The sequence below is a fragment of the Streptomyces sp. NPDC058008 genome (assembly GCF_042886395.1).
Taxonomy (GTDB): Bacteria; Actinomycetota; Actinomycetes; order Streptomycetales; family Streptomycetaceae; genus Streptomyces.
Map to the genome: position 1 here is coordinate 53097 of NZ_JBHVQX010000042.1, position 13932 is coordinate 67028.

General features: G+C 74.4%; 12 protein-coding genes. 9 read left to right on the forward strand and 3 right to left on the reverse strand.

What is annotated here, in order from left to right:
• The first annotated feature begins 49 nt into the window (after window positions 1-49).
• From ACFVS9_RS31015 to ACFVS9_RS31035, 5 genes are read left to right on the forward strand one after another with little or no spacing between them, the layout of a single operon-like run.
• Entirely contained in the window at window positions 50-994 is a 945-nt protein-coding gene (locus ACFVS9_RS31015) for a cobalamin biosynthesis protein (protein ID WP_383116662.1), read from the forward strand.
• Window positions 991-2667: a cobyric acid synthase gene (locus tag ACFVS9_RS31020; protein ID WP_389937747.1), complete on the forward strand. Its 1677-nt coding sequence runs from the start codon at window positions 991-993 to the stop codon at window positions 2665-2667. The genes ACFVS9_RS31015 and ACFVS9_RS31020 overlap by 4 nt, the downstream gene beginning before the upstream one ends.
• A complete protein-coding gene (locus ACFVS9_RS31025) occupies window positions 2664-4700 on the forward strand; it encodes a putative cobaltochelatase (protein ID WP_383116664.1) in 2037 nt (678 codons plus the stop codon). The genes ACFVS9_RS31020 and ACFVS9_RS31025 overlap by 4 nt, the downstream gene beginning before the upstream one ends.
• A complete protein-coding gene (gene cobO, locus ACFVS9_RS31030) occupies window positions 4700-5308 on the forward strand; it encodes a cob(I)yrinic acid a,c-diamide adenosyltransferase (RefSeq protein WP_383116665.1) in 609 nt (202 codons plus the stop codon). Before ACFVS9_RS31025 ends, cobO begins: the two co-directional genes overlap by 1 nt.
• Window positions 5302-6648, forward strand: coding sequence for a cobyrinate a,c-diamide synthase (locus tag ACFVS9_RS31035; protein WP_389937750.1), 1347 nt, complete (start codon window positions 5302-5304; stop codon window positions 6646-6648). Before cobO ends, ACFVS9_RS31035 begins: the two co-directional genes overlap by 7 nt.
• A gap of 74 nt (window positions 6649-6722) precedes the next feature.
• Here the strand turns inward: ACFVS9_RS31035 and ACFVS9_RS31040 are convergent, their stop codons facing one another.
• Window positions 6723-7445 (reverse strand): ZIP family metal transporter, encoded by a 723-nt coding sequence (locus ACFVS9_RS31040; protein WP_383116667.1) that lies wholly within the window; start codon window positions 7443-7445, stop codon window positions 6723-6725.
• A gap of 92 nt (window positions 7446-7537) precedes the next feature.
• Here ACFVS9_RS31040 and cobC point away from each other — a divergent pair, with 92 nt between their 5' ends.
• On the forward strand, window positions 7538-9049 hold the full coding sequence (cobC, locus tag ACFVS9_RS31045) for an Rv2231c family pyridoxal phosphate-dependent protein CobC (protein ID WP_383116668.1): 1512 nt from the start codon (window positions 7538-7540) through the stop codon (window positions 9047-9049).
• A gap of 60 nt (window positions 9050-9109) precedes the next feature.
• On the opposite strand, the gene ACFVS9_RS31050 is transcribed toward cobC, so the two are convergent.
• Together ACFVS9_RS31050 and ACFVS9_RS31055 are read right to left on the reverse strand one after the other, a co-directional pair.
• Window positions 9110-10114: an SCO1860 family LAETG-anchored protein gene (locus tag ACFVS9_RS31050; protein WP_389937754.1), complete on the reverse strand. Its 1005-nt coding sequence runs from the start codon at window positions 10112-10114 to the stop codon at window positions 9110-9112.
• A gap of 319 nt (window positions 10115-10433) precedes the next feature.
• Complete coding sequence (locus ACFVS9_RS31055) at window positions 10434-11534, reverse strand: amidohydrolase family protein (RefSeq protein ID WP_389937756.1); 1101 nt, start codon at window positions 11532-11534, stop codon at window positions 10434-10436.
• A gap of 103 nt (window positions 11535-11637) precedes the next feature.
• Between ACFVS9_RS31055 and ACFVS9_RS31060 the strand changes: the two genes are divergently transcribed.
• The 3 genes from ACFVS9_RS31060 to ACFVS9_RS31070 all read left to right on the forward strand — a co-directional run.
• Window positions 11638-12744: a pyridoxal-phosphate-dependent aminotransferase family protein gene (locus tag ACFVS9_RS31060; protein WP_389937759.1), complete on the forward strand. Its 1107-nt coding sequence runs from the start codon at window positions 11638-11640 to the stop codon at window positions 12742-12744.
• 338 nt (window positions 12745-13082) lie between these two features.
• On the forward strand, window positions 13083-13607 hold the full coding sequence (ectA, locus tag ACFVS9_RS31065; protein WP_383116672.1) for a diaminobutyrate acetyltransferase: 525 nt from the start codon (window positions 13083-13085) through the stop codon (window positions 13605-13607).
• A gap of 98 nt (window positions 13608-13705) precedes the next feature.
• On the forward strand, window positions 13706-13932 hold a 227-nt coding region (locus ACFVS9_RS31070; RefSeq protein WP_389937762.1), incomplete at its 3' end, for an aminotransferase class III-fold pyridoxal phosphate-dependent enzyme.

A 13932-nucleotide genomic window follows, 5' to 3' on the forward strand; every position in this document is an offset into this window, starting at 1 on the left:
CGTACCACCTGCCGCGAAGGTCCACCGAGGCGCGACGGCCGGCTGAGCGGTGCGAGCCGACCGCATCTTCGCGTACGGCGCCGCCGCCGGCCTGATCGGCGACCTGCTGCTCGGTGACCCCCGGCGCGGTCATCCCGTCGCCGCCTTCGGCCGTGCCGCGGCGGGCGTCGAGAACCGCCTGTGGGGCGACCACCGGGGCCGGGGCGCGCTGCACGCGCTGGTCTGCGCCGGAGGCGCCACGGGCGCCGCCGCGCTGGCCGCCCGCGCCGTACGGAACCGTCCCGCCGCCGCCGTGGCACTGACCGCGGCGGCCACCTGGTCCGTCGTCGGCGGCACGTCGCTGGGCCGGGAGGCCCGCGCCATCGGCGGGGCCCTGGCCGCCGGGGACGTCGAGCTGGCCCGGGAGCGGCTGCCGCACCTGTGCGGCCGCGATCCGCAGGCGCTGGACGGACCGGGGATCGCCCGCGCGGTGGTGGAGTCCGTCGCCGAGAACACCTCCGACGCCGTCGTGGGGGCCCTGGTGTGGGGCGCCCTCGCCGGTGTACCGGGGCTGGTCGGCTTCCGGGCGGTCAACACGCTCGACGCGATGGTCGGGCACCGGTCGCCGCGTCACCGGCGCTACGGCTGGGCGTCGGCCCGGCTCGACGACGTCGCCGGCTGGCCAGGGGCTCGGCTCACCGCCGTGCTCGCGGTGGCCGCCGGGGGCCGCCCGCGCGAGGCCGTCCGGGCCTGGCGGGCCGACGCCGGCCGGCATCCGAGCCCCAACGCGGGGCCGGTGGAGGCCTCGTTCGCGGGGGCGCTCGGCGTACGGCTGGGCGGCACCCTGGCCTACGGCGGACGGGTCGAGCACCGGCCGGTGCTCAACGGCGGGGCGGGCCGGGACGTGCGGGTCACGGACATCGAACGCGCGGTGCGGCTGTCGCGCCGGGTGAGTGTGCTGGCCCTCGCCGTGTGTGCGGCGGGGCGGCTGGCCGTGGGACGGAGAGTCACATGAGCGGCGGACTGCTGGTCGCGGGAACCACGTCGGACGCGGGCAAGAGCGTCGTCACGGCCGGGATCTGCCGGTGGCTGGTGCGCCGGGGGGTGAAGGTCGCGCCGTTCAAGGCGCAGAACATGTCGCTGAACTCGTTCGTCACCCGGGAGGGGGCGGAGATCGGCCGGGCCCAGGCGATGCAGGCGCAGGCGGCCCGGGTGGAGCCGTCGGCGCTGATGAACCCGGTGCTGCTCAAGCCGGGCGGCGACCGCTCCAGCCAGGTCGTCCTGATGGGCAGGCCGGTCGGCGAGATGAGCGCGCGCGGCTACCACGGGGGGCGGCAGGAGGCTCTGCTGGGGACGGTCACGGACTGTCTGGAGCAGTTGCGGGGCAGTCATGACGCGGTGATCTGCGAGGGGGCGGGCAGTCCGGCCGAGATCAACCTCCGGCGCACGGACATCGTGAACATGGGCGTCGCGCGGGCCGCGCGCTTCCCCGTGCTGGTGGTCGGCGACATCGACCGGGGCGGCGTGTTCGCCTCGTTCTTCGGCACGACGGCGCTGCTGAGCGCCGAGGACCAGTCACTGATCGCCGGATACCTCGTCAACAAGTTCCGCGGTGACGTGTCGCTGCTGGAGCCCGGCCTCGACATGCTGCTGGGGCTCACGGGCCGGCGGACGTACGGGGTGCTGCCGTACGCCCACGGTCTGGGCATCGACGAGGAGGACGGGCTGCGGGTCTCGATGCGCGGTGCCGTACGGGAGTCGGTCGTGGCCCCGCCGCACGGTGAGGACGTGCTGCGGGTCGCGGTGTGCGCGGTGCCGCTCATGTCGAACTTCACCGATGTGGACGCGCTGGCGGCCGAACCGGGTGTGGTGGTGCGGTTCGTGGACCGGGCGGAGGAACTCGCCGACGCTGACCTGGTCATCGTGCCGGGCACGCGGGGCACGGTGAAGGCGCTGGCGTGGCTGCGCGAGCGGGGTCTGGCCGGCGCCCTGGAGCGGCGGGCCGCCGAGGGGCGGCCGGTGCTGGGGATCTGCGGGGGGTTCCAGGTGCTGGGTGAGCGCATCGAGGACGACGTGGAGTCGCGGGCCGGTGTGGTGAAGGGCCTCGGGCTGCTGCCGGTGCGGGTCCGCTTCGGCCGCGAGAAGGTCCTGGCCCGCCCGGTCGGAACGGCCCTCGGCGAACCGGTGGAGGGGTACGAGATCCACCACGGGGTCGCCGAGGTGGACGGCGGCGAGCCGTTCCTGGACGGGTGCCGGGCCGGCTCCGTGTGGGGGACGCACTGGCACGGGTCGCTGGAGAGCGACTCCTTCCGGCGGGCGTTCCTGGCCGAGGTCGCGCGGGCCGCGGGGCGGCGGTTCACGGCGGCGCCGGACACGAGCTTCGGGGCGCTGCGGGAGGAACAGCTGGACCGGCTGGGGGACCTGATCGAGGAGCACGCGGACACGGACGCCCTGTGGCGGCTGATCGAGACGGGCGCGCCGGAGGGGCTGCCGTTCCTCGCACCGGGAGCACCGGGGGCGCCGGGGGCACCGCCCGCGCCGGCTCCCGGAGCGGTACGGACACCGCCCGCACCCGTCCCCGCGCCCGGCGCGCCACAAGGGGCCGGCGGGCGCCCCGGCCCATGGGGCGGGGCCGCCGCGGCCGCGTCCGACCGTGCAGATGTGATCGCTACAGAGGAGGCTCCGTGAGTACGCCGTATCCCTTCACCGCCATCGTCGGGCAGGACGATCTGCGGCTCGGACTGCTGCTCAACGCCGTGAGTCCCGCCGTCGGCGGGGTCCTGGTGCGGGGGGAGAAGGGCACCGCCAAGTCCACCGCCGTTCGGGCGCTGGCCGCCCTCATGCCCGAGGTCGCGGTCGTGGCGGGGTGCCGTTTCTCGTGCGCCCCGACGGCACCCGATCCGGCGTGTCCCGACGGCCCCCACGAGACGGCCGCGGGCGTGTCGCGTCCGGCGCGGACCGTGGAGCTGCCGGTCGGCGCGTCGGAGGACCGGCTGGTCGGGGCACTCGACATCGAACGGGCCCTCTCGGAGGGCGTGAAGGCCTTCGAGCCGGGGCTCCTGGCGGAGGCCCATCGCGGGATCCTGTACGTCGACGAGGTCAATCTGCTCCACGACCACCTCGTGGACCTGCTGCTCGACGCGGCGGCCATGGGGGCCTCCTACGTCGAGCGCGAAGGCGTGTCGGTCCGTCATGCGGCGCGCTTCCTGCTGGTCGGGACGATGAACCCGGAGGAGGGCGAGCTCCGGCCGCAGTTGCTGGACCGCTTCGGGCTGACCGTCGAGGTGGCCGCCTCGCGGGAGACGGACCTGCGCGTCGAGGTCGTACGGCGCAGGCTCGCCTACGACGACGACCCGGCCGGGTTCGCCGCGCGGTGGGCCGGCGAGGAGGCGGCGTTGCGCGAGCGCATCGTCGCCGCGCGCGCCCTGTTGCCCCGTGTGGTGCTCGGCGACGGCGTGTTGCGCCAGATCGCGGCGACGTGCGCGGCGTTCGAGGTGGACGGGATGCGCGCCGACATCGTCATGGCCCGCACCGCGACGGCGCTGGCCGCGTGGGCGGGGCGCGAGGAGGTCGTCGCGGACGACGTGCGGCAGGCGGCGCTCCTGGCGCTCCCCCATCGGCGTCGGCGCAACCCGTTCGACGCGCCCGGACTCGACGAGGACAGGCTGGACGACGCCCTCCGGGACGCGGCGGACGGCCAGGGCGGGGGCGACGACGATCCCGACCCGGGCCCGGACGGTCCCGGCGGCGGGGTCCCGCCGCAGGGCGGTGGCCCGGACGACGGCGGTGCGGACCCGGGCGGCCGTGACGAGGGCGGTTCCGCCGCGCCCGGCCGGGAGGAGGCCGGGAGCGGCGACGCGCCCGCGCCGGGCGGCGGTGGCGGGGAAGGACAGCCGGTGCGGGCCGGCGAGCCGTTCCGCACGAAGGTGCTCAGCGTGCCCGGTCTGGGCGAGGGCGCGGCCGGGCGGAGGTCCCGGGCCCGTACCGAGCACGGCCGGACCACCGGGTCACGGCGGCCCGAGGGGACGCTGACGAAGCTTCACCTGGCGGCGACCGTGCAGGCGGCGGCCCCGCACCAGCGGGCGCGCGGGCGGTCGGGGCGGGGGCTCGTCGTACGCCGTGACGATCTGCGGCAGGCGACGCGGGAGGGGCGCGAGGGCAATCTCGTGCTGTTCGTCGTGGACGCCTCCGGGTCGATGGCGGCCCGGCGGCGGATGAGCGCCGTCAAGGGCGCGGTGATGTCGCTGCTGCTGGACGCCTACCAGCGCAGGGACAAGGTCGGCCTGGTGACCTTCCGGGGCAGGGACGCCGAGGTGGCGCTGCCGCCGACCTCGTCGGTGGACGCGGCGGCCTCCCGGCTGGAGTCGCTGCCGACGGGCGGGCGCACCCCGCTGGCCGCCGGGCTGCTCAAGGCGCACGACGTGCTGCGGGTGGAACGGCTGCGCGATCCGTCGCGCCGGGCGCTGCTCGTCGTGGTGACGGACGGCCGGGCGACCGGGGGCGTCGATCCGGTGGCGCTGGCGGCGCGGGCCGGGCGGCTGCACGCCTCCGAGGGCACCGCGTCCGTCGTCGTGGACTGTGAGTCGGGGGTCGTACGCCTCGGTCTCGCCGCACAGCTCGCCCGGGATCTGGGGGGCAGCGCGGTCACGCTCGACGAGCTGCGCGCCGACTCGATCGCCGGGCTGGTCAAGGACATCACTGCTGCCGGGAGGGCCGCTTAATGCCGCAGGGACAGCCTGTATCGGTACCGGACGACGGGCTGACGACACGTCAGCGTCGTAACCGTCCGCTGCTGTTCGTCCACACCGGCGTCGGCAAGGGGAAGTCGACGGCCGCCTTCGGGCTCGCGCTGCGGGCGTGGAACCAGGGCTGGCCGATCGGGGTGTTCCAGTTCGTGAAGTCGGCGAAGTGGAAGGTCGGCGAGGAGAACGCGCTGAAGGTGCTCGGCGCGAGCGGCGAGGGCGGCAGCGTCGCCTGGCACAAGATGGGCGAGGGGTGGTCGTGGGTCCAGCGGGGCCTGCACGGTGACAACTCCGACAACGAGGCGAAGGCGCGCGAGGGGTGGGAGCAGGTCAAGCGCGATCTGGCCGCCGAGACGTACAAGCTCTACGTGCTGGACGAGTTCGCCTACCCGATGCACTGGGGCTGGATCGACACGGACGAGGTCGTCGAGGTGATGCGGGCGCGCCCCGGCACGCAGCACGTGGTGATCACCGGGCGGAACGCCCCGCAGAAGCTGATCGACGCCGCCGACCTGGTGACCGACATGTCGAAGGTCAAGCACCCGATGGACGCGGGCCAGAAGGGCCAGAGAGGCATCGAGTGGTGAGTGTTCCTCGTCTGGTCGTCGCCGCGCCCGCCTCGGGCAGCGGCAAGACCACGGTCGCCACGGGCCTGATGGCGGCCTTCGCGGAACGTGGCCTGGCGGTGTCCCCGCACAAGGTGGGGCCCGACTACATCGACCCCGGCTACCACGCGCTGGCCACCGGCCGCCCGGGGCGCAACCTCGACGCGTACATGTGCGGGCCGGAGCTGATCGCACCGCTGTTCGCGCACGGGGCGAGCGGCTGCGACCTGGCTGTCGTCGAGGGGGTGATGGGGCTGTACGACGGGGCGTCGGGGCAGGGGGAACTCGCCTCGACCGCCCAGGTGTCGAAGCTGCTGCGGGCGCCCGTCGTGCTGGTCGTCGACGCCTCGTCGCAGTCGCGTTCGGTCGCGGCGCTCGTGCACGGCTTCGCCTCCTGGGACCCCGAGGTGCGGATCGGCGGGGTGATCCTGAACAAGGTGGCCTCCGACCGCCACGAGGCGCTGCTGCGGGAGGCGCTCGACGAGTCCGGGCTCCCGGTGCTCGGGGTGCTGCGGCGGGCCCCGCAGGTGGCGACCCCGTCGCGCCATCTGGGGCTGGTCCCGGTGGCCGAGCGGCAGGCCGACGCCCTGGACGCCGTACGGGCGATGGGGGACCGCGTCCGCGAGGGCTGTGACCTGGACGCCCTCATGGCGCTGGCCCGTTCGGCGCCGGAGCTGTCCGGCGAGGCGTGGCAGCCGGAGCGGCACCCCCGGCCGGAGAACCGGCCCGTGGTGGCGGTGGCGGGCGGTGCGGCGTTCACCTTCGCCTACGCGGAGCACGCCGAGCTCCTGACGGCGGCGGGCGCGGAGGTCGCCGTCTTCGACCCGTTGCACGACGAGAAGCTGCCTCCGGGCACGGCGGGGCTGGTCATAGGCGGCGGCTTCCCCGAGGTGTACGCGCCGGAGCTGTCGGCGAACGAGCCGCTGCGCGGGGCGGTGACCGCCCTGGCCCTGTCCGGCGCGCCGGTGGCGGCGGAGTGCGCGGGGCTGCTCTACCTGGCCCGTGAGCTGGACGGCAGGCCGATGTGCGGGGTGCTGGACGCCTCGGCCCGGATGTCCGAGCGGCTGACGCTCGGCTACCGGCAGGCGGTGGCGGTGTCCGACAGCGTGCTGGCGGTGGCCGGGACGCGGCTGCGCGGGCACGAGTTCCACCGGACGGTGCTGGAGCCGGGGGCGGGGGCGACGCCCGCGTGGGGTCTGCACCAGCCGGAACGGCGCGTGGAGGGCTTCGTGCAGCGGGGTGTGCACGCGAGCTACCTGCACACGCACTGGGCGGCGGCGCCGGGGGTGGCCCGGCGTTTCGTGGAGCAGTGCGGCGGATGACACCGCCCGGCTTCCGGGCCGCGTCACCGGGGGCGGCCTCGCCCCGCGTCCCCGGCGCGCCGCCGGGGGCGGGGTCAGTCCGCGACGCCTACCACCAGCCAGATGAAGCCCACTCCCGCGACCGTGCACAGCAGCGTGGAGCGTGCCGGGTGGTCGTGGTGCGCCTCGGGGAGGATCTCGGCGGCGGCGAGATAGAGGAGCGCCCCGCCGAAGAAACCGAGATAGCAGCCGAGCAGTTCCGCCGGAAGGGTGAACAGCAGGGTCGTCGCCGCGCCCACGACCGGGGCCAGGGCGTCCGCGTAGAGCATCAGGAGCGCCTTGCGGCGGGCGTTCCCGTAGAGGCTGGTGATCGTGTACGTGTTGAACCCGTCGGCGAAGTCGTGGGTGATGACGGCGAGCGCGACGGCGGCTCCCATTCCGCCGCCGACCTGGAACGCGGCGCCGAGGGCGATGCCGTCCATCAGGCTGTGCCCCACCATCGCCGCCGCCGCCGTCAGTCCGACCTGGGGCACCCTCTCCTCACCCGCCCCGTGTGCCGCCTGGCGCACGGCCAGCGAACGCTCGACGAGATGGGCCATCAGGAAGCCGCCCACGAAGAGCAGCAGGGCGGCGGGAACGCCGAAGACCAGCCCGCCGGCGGCCTCCACGGCCTCGGGCAGCAGGTCGAGGCCGACGACGCCCAGCATCAGTCCGCCCGCGAAGCCGAGCACGAGGTGCCGGCGGTCGCTGACGCGCTGCGCGACCCAGCCACCCGCCAGGGTCATCAGGAACGCGCCGAGCGCGACGAATACCGCCATGGGCCCTTGCTAGCGGATCGACCCCGCCCCCCGCACCTCAGGCCCCCCTCACCCGTGCCCCTCGGCCGCCGTCCCGGAAGGACTCCCCCGCCATGACCCGGTCCGCGCTCGTCGTGGGTGTCGGCGCCCGCCCGGGCGTCCCGGCCGAGGAGGTGCTCGGCCTGATCCGCGAGACGCTGGAGGCGGCCGGGCTCGAGGCGGGTGACGTGGTCGAGCTGGCGACGCTGGACACCAGGGCCGGCGAGCCGGGCGTCTCCGGTGCCGCACGGCGGCTGGGCGTACCGGTGCGCTCCTATCCGGCCCGGGTCCTCGCGGAGGTCCGGGTGCCGAACCCCTCGGCGGCGCCGCGTGACGCCGTGGCCACCGGATCGGTGGCCGAGGCCGCGGCGCTCGCGGAGGCGGGTGAACTGCTGGTCCCCAAGAGGAAGTCGGCGTCGGCGACCTGCGCGGTGGCCCGCCGGAACCCGGTGACCGGAACCCGGGCATCGACGAATGGCGCCCGGACGGCCACCATGGCTGCCATGCTGCCCCCCACGAAGCACAGCGAGAACGCCGGGCCCGATCTGCGGCACCACGGCGACGCGGAGGTACGAGGTCTCGATCTGACCGACCTCGCCGTCAACGTACGCACCGGAACTCCCCCCGACTGGCTGCGGGAACGCATCGCCGCGTCGCTCGGCTCGCTGGCCGCCTACCCGGACGGGCGTCAGGCGCGGACGGCGGTCGCCGGGCGGCACGGGCTGCCCGAGGAGAGGGTGCTGCTCACGGCGGGGGCGGCCGAGGCGTTCGTGCTGATCGCGCGGGCGCTGCCCGCCCGGCGGCCCGTCGTCGTGCATCCGCAGTTCACCGAGCCCGAGGCGGCGCTGCGCGCGGCGGGACACGAGGTCGGGCGGGTGGTGCTGCGCCCCGAGGACGGCTTCCGGCTGGACCCGGCGGCGGTGCCGGAGGACGCGGACCTGGTGGTGGTCGGCAATCCGACCAACCCGACGTCCGTGCTCCACCCGGCCGGCGTGCTGGAGCGGCTGGCGCGGCCCGGAAGGACGCTGGTGGTCGACGAGGCGTTCATGGACGCCGTACCGGGCGAACGCGAGGCGCTGTGCGACGTTGAGGACCTTCCCGGGCTCGTCGTGCTGCGCAGCCTGACCAAGACCTGGGGCCTGGCGGGTCTGCGGATCGGGTACGTGCTCGCGGATCCGGCGACGATCGGCCTGCTCCAGGAGGCGCAGCCGCTGTGGCCGGTGTCCTCCCCCGCCCTGGCGGCGGCGGAGGCGTGCATGGAGCCGCGCGCCCTGGTCGAGGCGGCGGACGCGGCGGACCGGATCGCGGTGGACCGGGCTCATCTGCTGGCCGGGCTCGCGGAGTTCAGCGAGGTCAAGGTCGTGGAGCCGGCCGCGGGGCCGTTCGTCCTGCTGCGGCTGGAGCGGGCGGACGAGGTACGGGATCTGCTGCGCTCGCGCGGTTTCGCGGCGCGCCGCGGGGACACGTTCCCCGGGCTCGGCAGCGAGTGGCTGCGGCTCGCCGTGCGCGACCGGGTGACGACGAACCGGTTCCTCCAGGCGCTCGACCTGGCGTTGCAGGGACTGCCCCGGAGAGCCGTCGGCTGACGGCTCCCCGGGTGCGGTGAGCGGTGCTCCGCGGGACGGACACCGCTCACCGCGGGGTGGTCAGCCCCGGGCGCGCCTGCGGGCGAGGACCGTGGCGCCCGCTCCGGCGGCCAGCAGGACGGCCGCGCCACCGGCGATGTACGGGGTCGAGGAGCTGGACCCGGTCTCGGCCAGGTCGCCGGTGCCGGAGGCCTGGACGGGGTCGGTGCCGGTCTGGGGCTTCACGTCGACGGGCTCCTCCTTGCCGCCGGAACCGGGGGTGCCGGCGGAACCGCCGTCGCCCGGGCCGTCGTCGCCGCCCGTCGATCCGCCGTTCCCGGCACCGCCGTCGCCGGACTCCCCGCCCCCGGGTGTCTCGCACGTCGCTTCGGCCAGCGTGACCTCGCCCTCCACCTCGGCGACGTTCAGCTCCAGCGGGTTCACGGACACCGCCAGCCGCAGCGCCGTCGCGGCCGCCGTACGCGTCGTCGTCGCGGTCCTGGACAGGTCGAGGGTCACCTCACCGACGCCGGGCACCTCGACCTTCGTCGTTCCGCCCGAGGTGAGCCGGGTCCTCTTGCCGAGCACCGTGACGTGCCCCAGCACGTTCGACTCCGCGACCGGCTTGCGGCCGGCCTCGCACACGGCCTTGGAGGTGACCTTCTCGACCTCGATCAGCGAGAGCAGCGGAAGTCCCGGCACGTGCACCCGCGCCGCGGCGAGGTTGGCGTACCCCTCGGCCTTCTTCCCGTCCACGGTGGCGTCGGCCGTGGCCACGTCGGCCTTCAGCACGTGGACGGGGCGGCCCTTGTCGACGCCGTCGAGTTCCACGCTGAGCGCGGTCTTCCCGGCGCTCGCGGGCGCGTGGACCTCGTTGAGCGTGGCCGTGAGCGGCACCTGGACCGACTTGTTCAGGAGCGAGACGTCGAGCCCGGCCCGCAGGACGACCGCACTCGCCTTTCCGTGGCCGTCGGCCGGGGTGGCCGGGGTCGTCGCGGTGGCTGCCTGCGCGGGGACGGCGAGGAGCAGGGCGACGGGTGCGGCGGCGAACGCCAGTGCGGCCGGGCGGAAGGTGTTGCTGTTCAAGATGGTGGAACCCCCACAAGAGACATGGAGCCGCCGGCGCCGTCCAATGGGGGACATCGCGGGCACCGGTGGCCTCGACTCCGTGAATCTTTACGCACGGAGAGTGAACTGGCGGACACCCCGGGTCAGTTCACTCCAAAGAGGGGTTTCCGCGTGCACATTCGAATCCACCGGCACAGGAGTTCCCCGGATTCACCCGGTTCACCGTGTCCGGGGCGCCGGACGTACGCCCCGGAGAGCACAGCGGGTTACCTCAACGAGGGACGGGGCCCCGGGTCACCGGCGGTCAACACGGCGCCCGCCGGGAGGTCAACGCCGGTCAGCCCATCACCCTGCCATTGAGCACCACCCGCCGCGGGGACGCCAGCACCCGTACGTCCGCCCTCGGGTCCTCGTCGTAGATCACCAGGTCCGCGGGGGCCCCCTCCTCCAGCGCCGGGCGGCCCAGCCAGCGCCGCGCGCCCCAGGCCGTCGCGGAGAGCGCGTCGAGGGCCGGGATGCCGGCCTTCACCAGTTCGGCGACCTCCGCCGCGATCAGGCCGTGGGCCAGCGACCCGCCGGCGTCCGTGCCGGTGAAGACCGGGATGCCCGCGTCGTACGCGGCGCGGACGGTCTCGTACCGGCGCGCGTGGAGCCGCCGCATGTGGGCGGACCAGCGGGGGAACTTGGCCTCGCCGCCCGCCGCGAGGGCGGGGAAGGTGGCGATGTTGACCAGGGTGGGGACGATCGCCACCCCGCGCTCCGCGAAGAGCGGGATGGTGTCCTCGGTCAGCCCCGTCGCGTGCTCGACGCAGTCGATGCCGGCCTCCACCAGGTCGCGCAGCGAGTCCTCGGCGAAGCAGTGGGCGGTGACCCTCGCCCCGAGCCGGTGCGCCTCGGCGATCGCGGCCTCGACCTCGCCGCGCGGCCAGCAGGCGGTCAGGTCCCCGGCGTCGCGGTCGATCCAGTCGCCGACCAGCTTCACCCAGCCGTCGCCGCGCCGCGCCTCCCGCGCGACGTAGGCGACGAGGTCGCCCGGCTCGATCTCGTGGGCGAAGTTGCGGATGTAGCGCCGGGTCCTGGCGATGTGCCGCCCGGCCCTGATGATCTTGGGCAGGTCCTCGCGCCCGTCGACCCAGCGGGTGTCGGACGGCGATCCGGCGTCCCGGATGAGCAGCGTGCCGGCCTCCCGGTCGGTGAGGGCCTGCTTCTCGCTGGTCGCCGCGTCCACGGGCCCCTGGTGGTCGAGGCCGACGTGGCAGTGCGCGTCCACGAGACCGGGCAGCACCCATCCGCCGAGCGTCACGGCGCTGTCCGCGCCCGGCGGCCTCTCGTAGGTGACACGCCCGCCGACCGCCCAGAGGCCGTCCCTGACCTCGTCGGGCCCGACGAGCACCCGTCCCTCGATCCGCAGCACCGGCGCGGTCTCGCGATCACTCATGGACAGCACTGTACGAGGCGGCCCGCCCGGGGCTCCGGGAGGTGCTCGGTACCCTCGTCGCAGGCGCTGACCGCGCACCGGCCGACCCGAAGAGAGCACCACCGTGACGCACCCGTTCCTCGACCTCGCCCCGCTCACCGCCGCACGCTTCGCGGCGATCGAGCGGCGGGTGGCCGCCCTCCTCTCCACCGAGCAGGACGTCGTCATCATGCAGGGCGAGGCGCTGCTCCCCCTCGAAGGCTGCATCCGGGGCGGTGCCCGGCCCGGCTCGACCGCGCTGAACATCGTCACGGGACCGTACGGCCGGACCTTCGGCGACTGGCTGCGCGACTGCGGCGCCGAGGTCGTCGACCTCGCGGTCCCGTTCCACTCGGCGGTCACCGCCGGGCAGGTCGGGCAGGCTCTCGCGGAGCACCCGGAGATCGACTTCGTGTCGCTGGTGCACGCCGAGGCGGCGACCGGCAACACCAATCCGGTCGCGGAGATCGGCGAGGCGGTCCGGGCGCACGGCGCGCTGTTCATGGTGGACGCCGTCGCGTCGGTCGGTGCGGAGCCGCTGCTGCCGGACGCCTGGGGGGTGGACCTGTGCGTCATCGGCGCGCAGAAGGCCATGGGCGGCCCGGCCGGGGTCTCGGCGGTGTCGGTGAGCCCGCGGGCCTGGGAGCGGCTGGCCGCCAACCCGCGGGCCCCGCGCGGGTCGTACCTCTCGCTCCTGGACTGGAAGGCCCGCTGGATCGACGGGGGCCGCACGGCGCTGCCGCACGCCCCCGCGCAGCTGGAGATGCTGGCGCTCGACGCGTGCCTGGAGCGGATCGAGGCGGACGGCCTGGACACGGTCATGGCCCGGCACGCCTCGGCCGCGGCGGCGACCCGCGCGGGTGCCACGGCGCTCGGCGGCGGGCTGGAGCCGTACGTGCACGAGGCCCGCGACGCGGCTCCGGTCGCCACGACGCTGCGCGCCCCGGCAGGTGTCGACGCCTCGGAACTGGTCGCGCACGCCCTGGCGGCCGACCCGTCGCTTCCGCTGATCGCGGGAGGCGGGCCGCTCTCCAAGGAGATGGTCCGGGTCAACCACTACGGCGCGGACGCCACGCGGGAGGCGGTGCTGTCCTCGCTGGCCGCCCTGGGGGCCGCGCTCGCCGGCGCGGGCCGGGCGACCGATATCGATGCTGCCCGCGAAGCCGTCGCGGAAACCTGGCCGAACAGCTGAATTCAATTCAGCACACACCGTCGCCGATTTAATCGGCACACAAAGGGGAGCTGCTTTTCCGGAAGCAGCTCCCCGCATTCTTCTTCCCCCGTTCTCCGGGCCTAAACGCCACAGTTCCCACGGGTCGGATCCACGTAATCCGAACGGGTGTCACGAGAGTTACAGGGATGTGACCGAACCCACATCGAGGCCGTTATGACCGATTAATTCAGGACAAACGCACACGATCCACTGCCCTGTCGGGCCGAGTCCGCGCCCGCGTGATAACACAGCGGACGCGCCCACCCAACCCCTCGCGACGATGCAATTTTGATTTTTGCTGGGTAAATTCAATTCGCATGACCGCCGCACCAGCAGATTTTGCCCGTGCCCGAAGCGAATTCCTCAGAATCGACACCCCGCGAGTGGAGGACGGAGCCGCGATCTGGCGCATTGCCCGCGACTCCGAGGTCCTGGACCTCAACTCCTCGTACAGCTACCTGCTGTGGTGCCGTGACTTCGCGGCGACCTCCGTGGTCGCCCGCGACGAGAACGGCGAGCCGATCGCCTTCGTGACCGGATACATCCGCCCCGACCGCCCGGAGACGCTCGTCGTCTGGCAGGTGGCCGTCGACCAGGCCCACCGCGGCAAGGGGCTGGCGGCCACGCTGCTGGACGCGCTGACCGCGCGGGTCGCCTCCGACCAGGGTCTGGCGTCGGTCGAGACGACCATCACACCGGACAACACCGCCTCCGACCGGCTGTTCACGTCCTTCGCCCAGCGGCACGACGTGCCGCTGGAGCACGAGGTGCTCTTCGACGGGGCCCTGTTCCCCGAGGGGACGCACCTGCCGGAGGTCCTGTACCGCATCGGTCCCTTCTAGGACCTCCCAGCGCCCCTCCGCGCCCCGCCCGGGCGCGGTCCCCCCGGGCATGCCTGACCCGCCGCCCGTCATGACCCCCCTCGAGCAGGAGATCAGCTGTGACCATCACCCCGCCCGCCCTGAGTGTCTTCGAGAGCCTTGAGTCGGAAGTACGCAGCTACTGCCGCAGCTGGCCCGCGGTCTTCGACCGCGCGCAGGGTGCCCGGCTCACGGACGAGGACGGACACTCCTACCTGGACTTCTTCGCCGGTGCCGGATCCCTGAACTACGGCCACAACAACCCGGTGCTGAAACGCGCGCTGATCGACTACATCGAGCGTGACGG

Bases quoted from the DNA above. Each gene is read 5' to 3' on its own strand.
- ACFVS9_RS31020 (WP_389937747.1), top strand. From the start codon at position 991: ATGAGCGGCGGACTGCTGGTCGCGGGAACCACGTCGGACGCGGGCAAG.
- cobO (WP_383116665.1), top strand. From the start codon at position 4,700: ATGCCGCAGGGACAGCCTGTATCGGTACCGGACGACGGGCTGACGACA.
- ACFVS9_RS31040 (WP_383116667.1), bottom strand. From the start codon at position 7,445: ATGGCGGTATTCGTCGCGCTCGGCGCGTTCCTGATGACCCTGGCGGGT.
- cobC (WP_383116668.1), top strand. From the start codon at position 7,538: ATGACCCGGTCCGCGCTCGTCGTGGGTGTCGGCGCCCGCCCGGGCGTC.
- ACFVS9_RS31055 (WP_389937756.1), bottom strand. From the start codon at position 11,534: ATGAGTGATCGCGAGACCGCGCCGGTGCTGCGGATCGAGGGACGGGTG.
- ectA (WP_383116672.1), top strand. From the start codon at position 13,083: ATGACCGCCGCACCAGCAGATTTTGCCCGTGCCCGAAGCGAATTCCTC.